The sequence below is a fragment of the Nocardiopsis sp. B62 genome, from assembly GCF_018070675.1.
In the GTDB taxonomy this organism is placed as follows: Bacteria; Actinomycetota; Actinomycetes; order Streptosporangiales; family Streptosporangiaceae; genus Nocardiopsis; species Nocardiopsis prasina.
On the sequence record NZ_JAGPXK010000002.1, the window covers coordinates 72,940 to 88,444 of the forward strand.

Here is a 15,505-nt window from a genome sequence, read left to right on the forward strand (position 1 = left end):
CGCGCCGCGCCACCCACGTGAACCGACCAGGAGACCGTCACCATGGAGCTGTTCCCCGCGTTCCCGCTTGACGAGTGGTACGACACCAAGCAGACCCTGCACCGCTTCGAGCAGATCGTCGGCAAGGTCCGGCTGGCCCACAGCCCCCGCCGCAACCACTGGTGGAACGTGCCCTTCCACCTGACCGGAAGCGGTATCACGTCCCGTCCGATGGGGCAGGTGGACGGCAACCCCGTCTTCACTGTGGACTTCGACTTCGTGCGCCACGAGTTGGTCGCCTCGAATCTGGACGGGCACACGGCCGCCTTCCCGCTCCAGGGGCACAGCGTGGCGTCCTTCTACCTCCAGTTCCAGTCGGCCCTGGACAGCCTGGGGGTGGACGGCAGCATCCCGTCGGCCACGCCCTTCGACCTCCCGGACTCCGGTCGCCCCTTCGCGGACGACCACGACCACGCCACGTACGTGCCCGAGCACGCCAACCGGTACTGGCGCGTCCTGAGCCAGGTGAACCTGGTCCTGGAGGAGTTCGCGGCCTCCTTCTCCGGCAAGACCAGCCCGGTGCACCACTTCTGGCACACGTTCGACATCGCGGTCACGCGTTTCTCACCGCTCCCGATCCAGCAGCCGGAGCGGGTGGGCGGCCTGGTGCGCGAGGCCTACTCGCGAGAGGTGGTCAGCTTCGGGTTCTGGTTCGGCGACGACAACGTCCCCGAACCCTGCTTCTACGCCTACGCGGCGCCCGAGCCGGAGGGGCTCACCGAGCAGCCGCTCAGCCCCGCCCAGGCGGAGTGGGCGTCCAGCGGGCAGGGGCACCTCGCGCTGCTGCGCTACTCCGACGCCCGCAAGCAGGCCGACCCCAGGGCGGCGGTCCTCGGGTTCCTGGAGAGCGCGTACCGGGCCGGGGCCGGGCGGCTGGGCTGGGACATCGACGCCCTCGCCTGCCCCGGCGGGGTCACCGACCCCTACCTCGGGGGGCACTGAACCCGTCCTGAGGGTGTGCGTGGGGGGTTCGTCCGGGAACATGACATCCTGTGGGGCCCACCACGCGCACCACGCGCGTGTGACACGCACGAGGCAGGGGAAGTGGCCATGGAGTTGTCCGTCGTCGACGTGCCGGAACGATCCCGCTACGAGGTGAGCGCGGACGGCAGGGTGGTCGGCTTCTCCGCCTACCACCTCATCTCCGAGGGCGTCCTGGCGCTTCCGCACGTGGAGGTGGAGCCCGCCTTCGAGGGCAGGGGAGTGGCCAGCGAGCTCATGCGCCGCTCCCTGGACCAGATCCGGGAGCGCGGGCTGAGGATCGTCCCCATCTGCCCGTTCGCCCAGGCCTTCCTCAAGCGGAACCCGGACTACGCGGACCTCGTGCACGAGGGGTGAAACCGCCCGAATAACCGAGTAACGGAAGTATCACCATCCGAGAACGGTGCGGCTCGGATGGTGTTTCGTGCCCGTTCCGGGGCATGGGTCGGCGGTTGTCCTTGTTTGGAGTGAAGGAGCCCCACCCCCGTGATACTGGCAGACGCAGTACCCACCCTCGATGCCCGCGTCACGGACGCGATCGGCACCTTCAACGACGACTTCTTCTGGTCGTGGGTCCTGATCCCCCTCCTGGTCGTGGTGAGTGTCTACATCACCTTCCGGAGCGGGCTCGTGCAGTTCCGGCTGTTCCCTGAGATGTTCCGGGTGCTCAAGAGCAAGCCCGAGGTCGCGCCCGACGGCAAGAAGGCGGTCTCCTCGCTCCAGGCCTTCTTCATCTCGGCCGCCGCGCGGATCGGCACCGGCAACATCATCGGCGTCTCCATCGCCATCTCCCTGGGAGGCCCCGGAGCGGTCTTCTGGATGTGGGTGATGGCCCTGGTCGTGTGCGCCGCGAGCTTCGTGGAGTCCACGCTCGCACAGCTGTACAAGGTCCGTCACTCGGCCGGGTACCGGGGCGGGCCCGCGTACTACATCGAGCGCGGGCTGGGCCAGCGCTGGTTGGCCGTGGTCTTCGCGATCATCCTCATCATCACCTTCCCGATGGTGTTCAACGCGGTGCAGAGCAACACCATCACCAACACGATCGCCAACTCCGCCGGTGAGCTCGGTGCCGAGACCAACCTGATGTTCTCGGCGATCATCGGCGCCCTGCTGGTGGTCCTCACCGCTCTGGTGATCTTCGGCGGCGTCCGCCGGATCGCCAACACCGCGCAGGCGCTGATCCCGTTCTTCGCCGGGCTCTACGTCGTCATCGGCCTGATCGTCATGGCGCTGAACTGGCAGCTCGTGCCCGGCATGTTCGCCTCGATCATCCAGAACGCGTTCGGTCTGGGCGAGTTCGCCGCCGCCGCTCTGGGCGTGGTGATCATCCAGGGCGTGCGACGGGGCATGTTCTCCAACGAGGCGGGCCTCGGCTCCGCGCCGAACGCGGCGGCCAGCGCCTCGGTCACGCACCCGGTCAAGCAGGGCCTCGTGCAGACCCTCGGGGTCTACCTGGACACCCTGGTGGTCTGCTCGGTGACCGCCTTCATCGTCCTGCTCGGCTACCAGGGGACGCTCGACGGCACGATGGAGGGCGACCTCACCCAGCTGGCCCTGATGTCCATGCTGGGCCCGTGGGCACTGCACCTGATGACGCTCATCATCTTCCTGGTGGCGTTCACGTCGGTGCTCGGCAACTACTACTACGGCGAGTCCAACGTCGAGTACCTGACCTCCAACGCGAACGTGCTGTTCGGCTACAAGGTGGTCTTCCTCGCCGCCACCTTCCTGGGGTCGTTGGGGTCGATCGACCTGATCTGGACCCTGGCCGACACCACGATGGGAATGATGGCGCTGGTCAACCTGATCGCCATCACCCCATTGACGGTGATCGCCTGCCGTCTGCTCAAGGACTACACGGACCAGCGCAAGCAGGGACTGGACCCGGTCTTCACCAGGGACCGGATGCCGGACGTGCGCGGTGTGGAGTGCTGGGAGCCGCACGAGGAGGTCGAGGCCCACGAGAAGGAGAAGCTCTCCTCCTGACCGAGGGCTGAACGGGGGCGCGTCCGAGCGGATTCGGGCGCGCCCCGCGTGCTCTCCCGGGGGCTGGGGACGGTTGAGTCGGCGCTTGGTTCACTTCTGAAAGCACACAAATATCTAACGGTAGGAGCTTTCAGGCATCCGTGTTCTTTCGGTCACCGCGGATCATCGCTAGTGTGCTGGATCACAGTTGTGGCGGTCAGAGTTGTGCCTCGCGAGGGAGTCCGATGTCCATCGTCTCAATCGAGCCCGCCACCGCCGAGCGGTGGGATGACCTGGAGAACCTGTTCGGACCGACCGGAGCGTACGGGCACTGCTGGTGCACGTTCTTCCGAAGACGCGCCAAGGACCACACGGCGAGCGTCTCCTGCGACCGGTCCACACGCGGTCTGGACAACAAGGAGGAGTTGCGTCGACTGACCCTGGACGGTCGTGTGCCGGGGCTGATCGCCTATGACGGAGACGGCCCCTGCGGCTGGGTCTCCGTGGCGCCGCGGGGGGACTTCATCCGCCTGTCCCGCTCGCGGACGCTGCGCCCGTCCGATCCCGACGAACCCGGGGTGTGGTCCCTGGTGTGCTTCTGGCTACCGCCGCGCAGACGCAAACGCGGGTTGGGCAGCCGGTTGCTGGACGGTGCCATCGAGTACGCGCGTGCGGGCGGCGGCCGGGTCCTGGAGGCCTATCCCGTGGACACCGCGGGAGGGCGCGCACCCAGCGCCGAGGTCTACACGGGCACGGTCGAGATGTTCCGCAGGGCCGGGTTCACGCTGGAGGGGCACCACCTGAGTGAGCGGGTGGTGGCCCGACTGGAGCTCAAGGCCGAGTAGCGCCCACACTTCCCCGACTCCCGTCCCCCGTCCCCGTCCCCGTCCCCGTGCCCAGCCTCCACGTCCCCAGTGCTCCGTTCCCCACCCGTCTCCTCCCCTCCCGGCCCCTGAGGCTGGCGACAAACGGGGGGAGGGTATCCGGAACCGGTTCCTTCCAGGTCGTCACGGGTGCGCCGCGGTCGAGGTGTGCCCCGGGGTGTCCGATGATCCAAGGGGTCCCCGCGCGCGCCGCGGGGGCCCCGTCCTGTGTGTCCGCCCCGTTCAGGCGGGGGTTCCTCGTCACTTGGTACCCCCCTGGGGTAACGTGGAGTGCGCGTTCCGGGTCGAGGCGCCGCCGGGGTTTGACAGTGACATACCCCAGGGGGGTATATTGGGCCTCGTCGGAACGCGAACCCGTGCGCCAGCGCGGCAGAACCCACCAGGAGGCAGGAATGGCCAGCACCGCCGTCTACACCGTCGAGGGCATGAGCTGCGGACACTGCGTCAACTCGGTCACCGAGGAGGTCAGCGGGGTCTCCGGTGTCACTGACGTCAAGGTCGACCTGGAGGGCGGGAAGGTGACCGTCACCGGCGAGAGCCAGATCGACGACGCCGCCGTGCGCGCCGCGATCGACGAGGCCGGGTACGAGGTGGCGAGCTGACATGGGTGTGACCACGAAGCTCGCGTTGTACGCGGTGGGTCTCGTGGTCGTGTTCGTCGCGGCGTTCGGGGTCGGCACCCGGGTCGGCCCCGTCCTGCCGGACCAGCCCGGGGGACACACCCCGAGCCTGGAGTCCCCGGCTCCCGCCGAACAGGACCACGGCACCACCGAGAGGGATCACGTCGACGACGGTGTCGACCACCAGCCACCTGGAGCGGCACATGAGTAGCAGCAGGACGGCGTCCGCCGCGGTGGGGCCGGTGGAACTGGCGATCGGCGGAATGACCTGCGCGGCCTGTGCCAACCGGGTGGAGAAGCGCCTCAACAAGTTGGAGGGCGTCACCGCCACCGTCAACTTCGCGACGGAGAAGGCCCGGGTCAGCTTCGAGGGCGAGGGGATCCCCGTCGAGGACCTGGTCACCCAGGTCGAGAAGGCGGGCTACACCGCCACCGTGCCCCGGGCCGACCCCGACACCGATGCCGAGGCGTCCGATCCGGCCGACCCCACCCGGGCCCTGTGGAACCGCGCTCTGGTCTCCATCGTCCTGTCCGTCCCCGTCATCGCGATGGCGATGGTCCCCGCGCTCCAGTTCACCTACTGGCAGTGGGCCTCCCTCGCCCTGGCCGCGCCGGTCGTGGTCTGGGGCGCGCTGCCCTTCCACGTCGCCGCGTGGAAGAACCTCCGGCTGGGCACCGCCACCATGGACACCCTGGTGTCCCTGGGCGTCACCTCGGCCTTCCTGTGGTCCCTGTACGCCCTGTTCCTGGGCACCGCCGGGACCCCGGGCATGACCCACCCCTTCGAGTTCACCATCGCCCGCACCGACGGGTCGGCCAACATCTACCTGGAGGTCGCGGCGGGCGTCACCTCCTTCATCCTCCTCGGCAAGTTCTTCGAGGCGCGGTCCAAGCGCCGCGCGGGCGCCGCCCTGCGCGCGCTGCTGGAGATGGGCGCCAAGGAGGTCGCCGTGCTGCGCGGCGAGGGCCCCGCAGCGCGCGAGGAACTGGTCGCCGTGGACCGGCTGGAGGTCGGTGACCGCTTCGTGGTCCGCCCCGGCGAGAAGATCGCCACGGACGGCACCGTCGAGGAGGGCACCTCGGCCGTCGACATGAGCATGCTCACCGGTGAGTCCGTCCCGGTCGAGGTCGCGCCCGGCTCCGCCGTGGTCGGCGCCACCGTCAACGCGGGCGGCCGCCTGGTCGTGCGGGCCTCCCGGGTCGGCTCCGACACCCAGCTCGCGCAGATGGCGCGCCTGGTCGAGGACGCGCAGAACGGCAAGGCGGCCGTGCAGCGGCTCGCCGACCGGGTGTCCGGCGTGTTCGTCCCGGTCGCCATCCTGATCGCCGTCGCCGCCCTGGGCTTCTGGCTCGGCACCGGCGACCCGGCCGGGGCGGCCTTCACCGCCGCCGTGGCCGTGCTGATCATCGCCTGCCCCTGCGCGCTCGGCCTGGCCACCCCGATGGCCCTCATGGTGGGCACCGGCCGCGGCGCCCAACTCGGCATCCTGATCAAGGGCCCCGAGGTGCTGGAGAGCACCCGGCGCGTGGACACCGTCGTGCTGGACAAGACCGGCACCGTCACCACCGGCCGGATGGCCCTGGCCGGGGTCACCGTCGCGGAGGGGGAGGACGAGGAAGAGGTCCTGCGTCTGGCGGGCGCCCTGGAGAACGCCTCCGAGCACCCCATCGCCCGCGCCATCGCCACGGGGGCCGTGGCGCGGGTCGGGAACCTGCCCGCCCCGGAGGACTTCGCGAACGTCGAGGGCCTGGGTGTGCGGGGCGTGGTGGACGGCCGCGCCGTCCTCGTGGGCCGGGCCGCGCTCCTCGCGGAGTGGTCCCAGCCCCTGCCCGACGACCTGACCCGGGCCATGCGGGCGGCCGAGGCCGAGGGCCGCACCGCCGTCGCGGTCGGCTGGGACGGCCGGGCCCGCGGTGTGCTGGTCGTGTCCGACACCGTCAAGCCGACCAGTGCCGAGGCGGTCCGCCAGTTCCGCGACCTCGGACTCACACCGATCCTGCTGACCGGCGACAACGAGGCGGTGGCCCGCTCGGTCGCCGCCGAGGTGGGCATCGACGAGGTCGTGGCCGAGGTCCTGCCCAAGGACAAGGTGGACGTGGTCACCCGGCTCCAGGCCGAGGGCCGCACGGTGGCGATGGTCGGCGACGGGGTCAACGACGCCGCCGCGCTCGCCCAGGCCGACCTGGGGCTGTCCATGGGCACCGGTACCGACGTGGCCATCGAGGCCAGTGACCTGACTCTGGTCCGGGGCGACCTCCGGGCGGCCGCGGACGCGGTCCGGCTCTCCCGGCGCACGCTCGGCACCATCAAGGGCAACCTGTTCTGGGCCTTCGCCTACAACACCGCCGCTTTGCCCCTGGCCGCGATGGGCCTGCTCAACCCAATGCTCGCCGGTGCGGCGATGGCGCTGTCGAGCGTGTTCGTGGTGACCAACAGCCAGAGGTTGCGCCGGTTCCGCCCCCTGACCGGAACCGGTCAGATCGACGCCAGGTAGCGACAATGTGACTCAGGTCTCGTAACTGGCGCCAGCGGGCCGCTAGGGTTGCGCGAAGCCTTGCCCCATGGGGCTTCGCGTCGATCCGCGCGGCCCGCACGCGTGTCGGCACACCCCCGCCGGCCCGGCGCCCGCGCGCCGCGAGCACCAGAGAGGACGTCCCTCCGCAGCCGCCCCCCGCACAGCAGAGGTCCCCCCGTGTCATCTGGATGTCCCCGCGCGAAGCTGTACCACCACGAACCGCGACCCGACCCCTACGCCGTGTACGAGCGCATGCGCGCCGAACACGGCCCGGTGGTCCCGGTGGAGCTCGAACCCGGTGTGCACGGGTGGCTCGTCACGGACTACACCACCCTCATCTCCTGGTCGCGGGACACCACCACGTTCGGACACGACGCCCGTCTCTGGAAGGACTTCCGCGAGGGCCGCGTCAGCGCGGGCGCGGCGGTCCTGCCCATGATGGTGCCGCGCCCCAACGCCCTCTTCGTCGACGGGACCGAGCACCAGAGGTACCGCAGGGCGATCACCGACAGCCTGGGCGCGATCGCCTCCGAGCGGTGGGTCCAGGTCACCGAACGCTACGCCCACGGGCTCATCGACCAGTTCTGTCAGCGAGGCCGGGCCGACGTCCTCAACGAGTACGCCCGCATGCTGCCGTTGCTGGTCATCAACGAACTGTTCGGGTTCGACCGCGACCAGGGCGTGCGCTTCGTCGAGGCCATGCGCAACCTGTGGCTGGGCATCGACGCGGAGCGGTCCAACGCCCAGGCCGAGCGGGCGCTGTCGGAGGTGGTCACCGCCAAGCACCGCGCTCCCGGCGACGACGTCACCACCCGGCTGATCCGGCACCGCGCCGCGCTCACCGACGAGGAGGTGATCATGCAGCTCCTGCTGGTGGTCGCCGCCGCCAACGAGCCGACGGCCAACCTCATCAACGCGGGAGTCCGCGAGGTGCTGGCCGACCCGAACACCCCGGCCGACCGCTCGCCCTCCCCGACCATGCTCGCCGACATCGTCGACCGGGTGCTGTGGCACGACCCGCCCATCACCAACTACCCGGTGATCTACCCGCGCGTGGACGTTCCGCTCGGCGGCGGCCGCGTCATCGAGGCGGGTTCCCCCATCCTGCTCGGCTTCGCCGCGTCCAACCGCTTCTACATGGACGAGAACGCGGAGCGGATGGAGGAGACCCGCAACCGGGCCCACGTGGCCTGGGGCGCCGGGCCGCACCGCTGCCCGGCGCGCGAGGAGGCCACCACGATCACCATCGTCGCGCTGCGCACCCTCCTCAACCGCCTGCCGGGGCTCAGGGTGGAGGTGCCGCCGGAGGACCTGCGCTGGCAGCTGTCCGCACTGTCCTGGATTCCCGTCACCCTTCCCGTGCAGTTCACCCCGCAGAACCCCCCGCCCCCCACACCGGTGGAAGGAACCCCTTGGACCGCGTCAGACTCGCGCCCGGAAACCTCCGCGCACAGAGCACCCACCTCCGGAAGATCGCCCCTGTCGTCCCTGTCCGACTTCCTGGTGAGGTTGACGCGTGGGTCGTGACGACCCACGAGGCGGTCAGTGCCGCCCTGGCCGACCCGCGCGTACAGAAGGACAAGAAGCACTGGACGGCCTTCAACAACGGTGAGATCCCGGCGGACTGGCCGCTGATCTCATGGATCATCAACGAGAACATGCTGGCCAAGGACGGTGAGGACCACACCCGCCTGCGCCGCCTGGTCTCCAAGGCGTTCACCCCGCGCCGGGTCGAGCTGCTGCGCGAGGGGGTCGTCGCGATCGTCGAGTCGCTCCTGGACGACCTGGAACGGGCGGCCGCGGAGAGCCCGGACGGGGTCGTGGACCTGCGGGCGATCGTCTCCCAGCCGCTGCCCCTCACGGTGGTCAGCGAACTGTTCGGGGTGGACGAGGAGACCCGGCCCCGGCTGCACCGGTCCGTCGGCGTCTTCTTCGACCAGAGCGTCACCCCAGAGGAGGCGATGGCCACCTTCTTCGAGCTGTGGGGCGTGCTCACCGGGCTGGTGGAGGCCAAGCGCGCCGAGCCCGGTGACGACCTGACCACCGCCCTCATCGCCGCCCGCGACGAGGAGGACCGGCTCACCGAGGACGAGCTCATCTGGAATCTGGTGCTGTTCATCAGCGCCGGTTACGAGACGACGATGAACCTGGTCTCCAACGCGGTTCGCGCGCTCACCCACCACCGGGACCAGCTCGACCTGGTCGTGGCGGGCAAGGTGGAGTGGTCCAAGGCCGTGGAGGAGGTGCTGCGCTGGGACCCGCCCGGCCAGTACGTGCCCATGCGCTACACGACCGAGGACATGGAGCTGGCGGGGGTGCCGATCCCCAAGGGGGAGCCGCTCCTGCTCGGCTACGGCTCCGCAGGTCGCGACGACGCGCGCCACGGGCCCACCTCCGAGGAGTTCGACGTCACCCGTGAGGACAGCTCGCACCTGTCCTTCTCCCACGGGCGCCACTACTGCCTGGGGGCGAGCCTGGCCCGCATGGAGGTCAACGAGGTGCTGCCGCGCCTGTTCGAGCGCTTCCCGGCCCTGCACGTGGCGGTGGACGACGCCGACCTGGTCCCGGCCCCGTCGATCATCTCCTCCGGGGTCGACGCCCTCCCGGTCCGGCTGCGCTGACACCCCGGGGCGACACACCCGGTTTCGGCGGTCCCGTCGTGGGTCACCCCGGTGGCCCCGGCGGGATTCGCGCATTTCAGGGGTGATTGCGGGGCTTGGTGTCCCGGGGGCAACAGCCTTTGCACCTTCCGGAGAGCACCAAGGAGCGGGGCCAGCCTCCTAGACTCGGCAGGGTCCCCCGGTCCCCTCCCGTCGACCCCTGCCCTGTCCCGCCCTCCTCCCCCGGAAGGCCCCCTCCCCCGAAGAGGATCGCGCGCACATGAACAGTTCGGAATCCGACCCCGGCCGTGTCCTGGTCAACCGGTACCGCCTGGACGAGGTCATCGGCGCGGGCGGCATGGGCCGGGTCTGGCGCGGCACGGACACACTGCTGGACCGCCCGGTGGCGGTCAAGGAGCTGACCACGCCGCCCAGCCTCCCGCCGCACGAGGTCGACGTCCTGCGCACGCGGATGATCCGCGAGGCCCGCAGCGCCGCCCAGCTCAGCCACCCGTCCATCATCACGGTGTTCGACGTGGCGGAGGAGGACGGCCGCCCGTGGATCGTGATGGAACTCGTCCGGGGTCCCTCCCTTGGCGACCTCATCAAGGACGAGGGCGGACTGGCGGTCCCGCGCGCGGCCAACGTCGGCGAGCAGATGGCCGCCGGTCTGGCCGAGGCGCACGAGCGCGGCATCGTGCACCGCGACATCAAGCCGGGCAACGTGCTCATCGCGGGCAACGACCGCGCCGTCCTCACCGACTTCGGCATCGCCCACCTGGACGGTTCCACCCACCTGACCAGCACCGGGCTGCTGATCGGATCCCCGAGCTACCTGGCCCCGGAGGTCGCGCACGGCCGCGCGGCCACCTCCGCCTCCGACATGTGGGCGCTCGGCATCACCCTCTACCAGACGGTGGAGGGCACGCTCCCGTTCGACCGCCCCACCCCGATGGCCACACTGACTGCCATCGTCACCCAGGACCTGCCGGAGACGTCCAACGCGGGCGCGCTCCGCCCCGTCCTGGAGGCCCTCACCGAGAAGCGCCCCGAGGACCGGCCGTCGGTGACCGAGGTCCGCGCCCTCCTCAGGGAGATCCGGGACTCCGGCGGATCGACGAGCACCACCATGGTGGCGCCCGCCCTCGCCCCCGAACCCGCCCTGGAACCGGCCGACCCGCAGGCCCCGTCCGACTGGAACCGGGTCACCGACCAGGGCACCGTGCACCGCGCGGTCAGCGCCGCCGAGGCCGCACCCGCCCCGGTCCCGCCGCCTCCCAGCGTGCCCCGGCGCACCCGCGAACACGCGGCGGGCTCCCGCAGGAGGGCGCTGCTGGTCGCCGTGGCGGCGGTCGTCCTGCTGGTCACCGTCGGCGCGGCCACGCTGTTCGTCAGCATGAACCGGGCGGACGACACGGACGCCGGGCTGGCCGGTTCCAGCGAGGAGCAGCCCGCCGGAGGCGCCCCGGAGGAGGGCGCCACAGAGGAGACCGAGGCCTCCGCCGGTGCCGAGGGTGAGGGCGGCGCGGAGGAGGAGGAAGCGGCGGCCGAGGAGGAGGACGACGAGGAGGACGACCAGTGGGACTTCCTCGAACGCCATGAGGACTCCAGCGGCTTCTCCGTGGACGTGCCCGGGAACTGGGAGGTCGACCGCCAGGGCCACATGGTCTACTTCCGCAACCCGGACGGCGGCTACCTGCTGGTGGACCAGACCTCCAACCCCAACGACGACGCGGGTGACGACTGGCGCGACTTCGAGCCGACCGGCCGCCAGAACTTCGGCGGCTACTCGCTGATCGGCATCGAGGACGTGGACTCCGACTGGGCCGACGACTACGTCAGCGCCGCCGACTGGGAGTTCACCTTCAGCGGGCGCAACGGCGAGATGCACGCCATCAACCGCGGCTTCCACACCGAGGACATCGGCTACGCCCTGTTCCTGGTGAGCGCCGACGAACAGGACTACAACCACGAACTCCTCGACCGCATCTCGGAGTCCTTCGACCCCGCCTAGCGACCAGGCGGCCCGGAGGGCGGCGGGGGCGTGCTGGTGGACGAACCGGCGCCGTGGTTGAAGCCGCCCGCCTCGTCCTGGGTGAGCGAGGGCGTGGGCGGGTGGCCGCGCAGGTGCTCGATGGCGCGCTCCAGGTCGGCCAGGAACAGGTCGCCCATGTCCCGGCTGAAGCCGTGCCGCACCAGCACGCGCTGGATGACCTCGTCCTGGCGGTCCACGGGCAGCGGGTAGGCGGGGACCAGCCAGCCCCGGGTGCGCAGGCGGTCGGCGAGGTCGTAGAGGGTGAAGGGCTCGTCGCCGACCATCCGCCACGCCACGGCGCTGATGCCCCGGTCCGGGTCGCCGCCGTGGATGATCTCGAACGGGCCCATGGCGGCCACCCGCTCGGCCAGGTGCCGGGCCGTCTCCGTCTGGGCCCCGTGCACGCGCCGGTAGCCCTCGCGGCCCAGGCGGACGAAGTCGTAGTACTGCGAGACGACCTGCCCGCCGGGGCGTGAGAAGTTCAGGCTGAAGGTGGCCTCCTCCCCGCCCAGGTAGTTGACCCGGAACACGAGGTCCTCCGGCAGGTCCTCGGCGGTGCGCCAGATCGCCCACCCCGCGCCGAGCGGGGCCAGTCCGGTCTTGTGGCCGGAGGCGTTGATCGAGCGGACCCGGGGCAGCCGGAAGTCCCAGACCAGGTCGGGCTCGGTGAACGGGGCGACGAACGCGCCGTTGGCCCCGTCCACGTGCACGCGGATGTCGTGGCCGGTGCGCTCCTCGAAGCGGTCCAGGGCCTGTGTGATGCCACGGACGTCCTCGAAGAGCCCGGTGAAGGTCTGGCCGAAGTTGCAGACCACCATGATGGTGTTCTCGTCGCAGTGACGCTCGACGTCGTCCGGTTCCAGCACGTACCTGTCACCGCGCAGGGGGACCTGGCGGAGCTCGACGTCGAAGTAGCGGGCGAACTTCTCCCAGCACACCTGGACCGGCCCGCAGACGAGGTTGGGTCGGTCGGTGGGCCGGCCCGCCGCCTCGCGGCGCTCGCGCCAGGCGAACTTGGCGGCGAGCCCGCCGAGCATGGCGGCCTCGCTGGAACCGGTGGTGGAGGTCCCCAGGGTCCCGGCCGGGTCGGGGGAGTGCCACAGGTCGGCGAGCATGCGCACACAGCGCCGCTCCAGCTCGGCGGTCTGGGGGTACTCGTCCTTGTCGATCATGTTCTTGTCGAGCGACTCGTCCATGAGCCGGTGCACCTCGGGCTCCACCCAGGTGGTGCAGAAGGTGGCGAGGTTCATCCGGGAGACGCCGTCGAGCATGAGCTCGTCGTGGACCAGTTGGTAGGCGACGCGCGCCTCGGTGCCCAGGCGCGGGAAGCCGTCCTTGGGTGCGCCGTGGCGCATCAGCCACTCCGCGTAGACGTCGGCGTCGCTGTCGTCCTCGTGCCCGCCCATCCGCGCCCCCGTGCTCACCGTGATGCCATGGTCGCCACCAGTATGCGATCCGGAGTCCCCTCCGGACGGGAGGACCCGCGCGGCGTCAGCCCCGGTCCTCGTCGAGGAGCCTGGCGTCGTGCACCAGCAGGGCGATCTGCACGCGGTTGTTCAGGTCCAGCTTGGTGAGGACGCTGGACACGTGGGTCTTGACCGTCGGCACGCTCAGGAACAGCCGTGCGGCGATGTCGGCGTTGGACCGCCCCTCGCCGACGGCGACCGCCACCTCGGTCTCCCGCCCGTTCAGCACCGACAGGCGGGCCCTCGCCCGGTCCGCGCGTGCTCCCTGATCGGTCTGGGCGACCCGGTCCATGAGCCGCCGCGTCACGTTCGGCGACAACACGGGGAAGCCCCGCGCCACCCGCCGCACCGACTCCACGATCTCCTCGGGCGGGGTGTCCTTGAGCAGGAACCCCGCGGCCCCCGCCCGCAGGGCGCGCAGCACGTGCTCGTCGGCGTCGAAGGTGGTGAGCACCAGCACCTCCGGTGGGTCGGGCAGGGCACGCAGCCGCTCGGTGGCGGTCAGGCCGTCCACCGTGGGCATGCGGATGTCCATCAGGACCACGTCCGGCGAGTGCTGCTCGACCAGCTCCTGGACCGCGCCGCCGTCCTCGGCCTCGGCGAGCACGCGCACGTCCGGGGCGCCGCCCATCATCATCACCAGACCGACCCGTACCAGGGCGTCGTCGTCGACGATCACCACACCGATCCGTCGGTCCACGTCCCGCTCCGTTTCGCTCATGAGGGCCACGGTAGCCAGGCGGAAAGGCGCCAGCCACCATCGGCGGTCGGGCCGTACTCCAGGCGGCCGGAGGCGAGGGAGACCCGCTCGGCCAGGCCGACCAGGCCCTGGCCGCCCCCGGGCGCCTCGGTGACCGCCTCCGGGTCGTGGACGGCGGGTCCGTTGCCCACCTCCACGTTCAGCCCCCGGCCGGGGGACCCGGAGATCCGCACGGACGTACGGGCGCCGCTGGCGTGTTTGCGGGCGTTGGTCAGCCCCTCCTGGACGATCCGGTACGCGGTGCGCCCGGTGCGTTCGGGGACCTCACCGGAGTACTCCTCCACGAGGTCCACCCCGGCGCCGGTGTCGCCGGCCTCGGTCACCAGCTGGGAGAGGTCGGCCATCGTGGGCTGTGGAAGCTCGCCCACCGGCGCGCGCAGCACCCCGATCACCTCGCGCAGGTCCTGGAGGGCCTGGTGGGCGCTCTCCCGGATCACCCCGGCGGAGCGGGCGACCTCTTCGGCCGGGGCGTTCGGCCGGTACTCCAGGGCGCCGGCGTGCACGCTGAGCAGAGAGAGCCGGTGCCCCAGGACATCGTGGATCTCCCTGGCGATCGACTCGCGGACCCGGTGCTGGGCCTGTTCGGCGCGCAGCTGGGCCTCGGCCTCGGCGTGCGCGGCCCGCTCCCGCAGGGAGTCGAACAGCTGGCGGCGGTGCTGCACCGAGAGGCCCCATCCGGCGGCGGCGCCCTGGAAGACGGCGCTCAGCAGGAACGTCGTCACGACGGGGGTTCCGTGCGGGTCGGGGTGGACCAGGGCGCCCACGTACGATGCCAGGAAGCTCAGGCCGAGCACCGTCAGCCCCACCCTGGGCGGGCGGTGGACGCACAGGGAGAACAGGGCGACGAGCATCGCCCCCATCGCCAGCTGGGACACCGCTGAGGCCGCCACGAGGACCACGGCGATCCCCACCGGCCAACGGCGCCGCCACCACAGTGCCGTGCAACAGGCGAGGGCGACCAATTGCTCGGTGACCCTGAGTGGGTCGGGCGGAACCGGCGGAGGGGGTTCCCCGGGCAGGGTCACCACGCCCAGCAGCCCGAATCCGAGCGCCGTCAGGAACATCAGGGAGTCCACGACCCAGTCGCGCGCGCCGCGCCGGTACCGCTGCCGGGAGGAGGTCGTGTCGTTCATCGTCTCGGAGTCTATGGAGTGGACGACCCGCAGGTGAGGGGACGGGGCCGACTCGATACCGATGGCCGCCCGGGTCGCTACTTTGGTCGCGTGGCGGCCCCCGGGAGAAGACCTCGGAAGGGCGCGCGGCCACCTCGCGGCCGATCCGCGCGAGGGTGCGGGCTCCCTAGCCTCGTGTCATGCGCAGAGCACTCCAGGGCCTGGGTGCCCTTCTCACCCTCATGGGCATCAGCGGGGCCGTCGACCACCTCTGGACGCAGCCGATCCTCGGGATCGTGCTCAACGCCTTCAACCGCCTGGTGGTCCGCAACGTCGCCGTGCTCCAGGAGAACGCCCTGCTCGCCAACCTGGGGCTGGCGGCCTGCGGGATCGTCCTCGTCGTCTGCGTGGAGTCGCTGACACACTCCCGCGGGCGCGGCTGAGACCCCCGCGTCCGCCCCTGACACGGACCGGTCCCACCGTTTCGCGCTCGTTTGGCCCCCGGGAGTGGGTACCGTCAGCAGGCG

General features: G+C 71.0%; 14 protein-coding genes. 11 read left to right on the top strand and 3 right to left on the bottom strand.

Features of this window, described 5'->3' with window-relative positions; translation table 11 throughout:
• The first annotated feature begins 42 nt into the window (after positions 1 to 42).
• From KBX21_RS02375 to KBX21_RS02420, 10 genes are all read left to right on the top strand, one after another.
• Complete coding sequence (locus tag KBX21_RS02375) at positions 43 to 981, top strand: DUF5996 family protein (RefSeq protein WP_210840875.1); 939 nt, start codon at positions 43 to 45, stop codon at positions 979 to 981.
• 108 nt (positions 982 to 1,089) lie between these two features.
• Entirely contained in the window at positions 1,090 to 1,377 is a 288-nt protein-coding gene (locus tag KBX21_RS02380) for a GNAT family N-acetyltransferase (RefSeq protein WP_049573785.1), read from the top strand.
• Positions 1,378 to 1,506: 129 nt separating this feature from the next.
• A complete protein-coding gene (locus KBX21_RS02385) occupies positions 1,507 to 3,006 on the top strand; it encodes a sodium:alanine symporter family protein (RefSeq protein ID WP_049573788.1) in 1,500 nt (499 codons plus the stop codon).
• Positions 3,007 to 3,230: 224 nt separating this feature from the next.
• Positions 3,231 to 3,830 carry a GNAT family N-acetyltransferase gene (locus KBX21_RS02390; RefSeq protein WP_049573791.1) on the top strand — a complete coding sequence of 200 codons (600 nt, stop codon included), beginning with the start codon at positions 3,231 to 3,233 and terminating at the stop codon, positions 3,828 to 3,830.
• Between the two features lie 431 nt (positions 3,831 to 4,261).
• Entirely contained in the window at positions 4,262 to 4,471 is a 210-nt protein-coding gene (locus KBX21_RS02395; protein WP_049573796.1) for a heavy-metal-associated domain-containing protein, read from the top strand.
• A 1-nt stretch (position 4,472) separates the two neighbouring features.
• The gene (locus KBX21_RS02400; protein ID WP_210840876.1) at positions 4,473 to 4,700 is read left to right on the top strand and encodes a hypothetical protein; all 228 of its coding nucleotides are present in this window, start codon (positions 4,473 to 4,475) and stop codon (positions 4,698 to 4,700) included.
• Complete coding sequence (locus KBX21_RS02405; RefSeq protein ID WP_049573802.1) at positions 4,693 to 6,984, top strand: cation-translocating P-type ATPase; 2,292 nt, start codon at positions 4,693 to 4,695, stop codon at positions 6,982 to 6,984. The genes KBX21_RS02400 and KBX21_RS02405 overlap by 8 nt, the downstream gene beginning before the upstream one ends.
• A 261-nt stretch (positions 6,985 to 7,245) precedes the next feature.
• Positions 7,246 to 8,532, top strand: coding sequence for a cytochrome P450 (locus KBX21_RS02410; protein WP_049573806.1), 1,287 nt, complete (start codon positions 7,246 to 7,248; stop codon positions 8,530 to 8,532).
• Positions 8,529 to 9,626, top strand: a complete 1,098-nt coding sequence (locus tag KBX21_RS02415) for a cytochrome P450 (protein ID WP_210840877.1) — start codon at positions 8,529 to 8,531, stop codon at positions 9,624 to 9,626. Before KBX21_RS02410 ends, KBX21_RS02415 begins: the two co-directional genes overlap by 4 nt.
• Before the next feature lie 259 nt (positions 9,627 to 9,885).
• Positions 9,886 to 11,619, top strand: coding sequence for a serine/threonine-protein kinase (locus KBX21_RS02420; RefSeq protein ID WP_210840878.1), 1,734 nt, complete (start codon positions 9,886 to 9,888; stop codon positions 11,617 to 11,619).
• On the opposite strand, the gene KBX21_RS02425 is transcribed toward KBX21_RS02420, so the two are convergent.
• The 3 genes from KBX21_RS02425 to KBX21_RS02435 form a co-directional block, all read right to left on the bottom strand.
• Complete coding sequence (locus KBX21_RS02425) at positions 11,616 to 13,064, bottom strand: glutamate decarboxylase (protein WP_307869132.1); 1,449 nt, start codon at positions 13,062 to 13,064, stop codon at positions 11,616 to 11,618. The genes KBX21_RS02420 and KBX21_RS02425 overlap by 4 nt on opposite strands.
• Before the next feature lie 67 nt (positions 13,065 to 13,131).
• Positions 13,132 to 13,827 carry a response regulator transcription factor gene (locus tag KBX21_RS02430; protein WP_199776662.1) on the bottom strand — a complete coding sequence of 232 codons (696 nt, stop codon included), beginning with the start codon at positions 13,825 to 13,827 and terminating at the stop codon, positions 13,132 to 13,134.
• The gene (locus KBX21_RS02435; protein WP_049578406.1) at positions 13,824 to 14,999 is read right to left on the bottom strand and encodes a sensor histidine kinase; all 1,176 of its coding nucleotides are present in this window, start codon (positions 14,997 to 14,999) and stop codon (positions 13,824 to 13,826) included. The genes KBX21_RS02430 and KBX21_RS02435 overlap by 4 nt, the downstream gene beginning before the upstream one ends.
• 179 nt (positions 15,000 to 15,178) lie before the next feature.
• On the opposite strand from KBX21_RS02435, the gene KBX21_RS02440 reads away from it, so the two are divergent.
• Positions 15,179 to 15,421: a hypothetical protein gene (locus KBX21_RS02440; protein WP_049578404.1), complete on the top strand. Its 243-nt coding sequence runs from the start codon at positions 15,179 to 15,181 to the stop codon at positions 15,419 to 15,421.
• The last annotated feature ends 84 nt before the right edge of the window (positions 15,422 to 15,505 follow it).

Coding starts and splice junctions, on each gene's coding strand:
- KBX21_RS02375 (WP_210840875.1), top strand. CDS start 43: ATGGAGCTGTTCCCCGCGTTCCCGCTTGACGAGTGGTACGACACCAAG.
- KBX21_RS02380 (WP_049573785.1), top strand. CDS start 1,090: ATGGAGTTGTCCGTCGTCGACGTGCCGGAACGATCCCGCTACGAGGTG.
- KBX21_RS02390 (WP_049573791.1), top strand. CDS start 3,231: ATGTCCATCGTCTCAATCGAGCCCGCCACCGCCGAGCGGTGGGATGAC.
- KBX21_RS02395 (WP_049573796.1), top strand. CDS start 4,262: ATGGCCAGCACCGCCGTCTACACCGTCGAGGGCATGAGCTGCGGACAC.
- KBX21_RS02400 (WP_210840876.1), top strand. CDS start 4,473: ATGGGTGTGACCACGAAGCTCGCGTTGTACGCGGTGGGTCTCGTGGTC.
- KBX21_RS02405 (WP_049573802.1), top strand. CDS start 4,693: ATGAGTAGCAGCAGGACGGCGTCCGCCGCGGTGGGGCCGGTGGAACTG.
- KBX21_RS02420 (WP_210840878.1), top strand. CDS start 9,886: ATGAACAGTTCGGAATCCGACCCCGGCCGTGTCCTGGTCAACCGGTAC.
- KBX21_RS02430 (WP_199776662.1), bottom strand. CDS start 13,827: ATGAGCGAAACGGAGCGGGACGTGGACCGACGGATCGGTGTGGTGATC.
- KBX21_RS02435 (WP_049578406.1), bottom strand. CDS start 14,999: ATGAACGACACGACCTCCTCCCGGCAGCGGTACCGGCGCGGCGCGCGC.
- KBX21_RS02440 (WP_049578404.1), top strand. CDS start 15,179: ATGCGCAGAGCACTCCAGGGCCTGGGTGCCCTTCTCACCCTCATGGGC.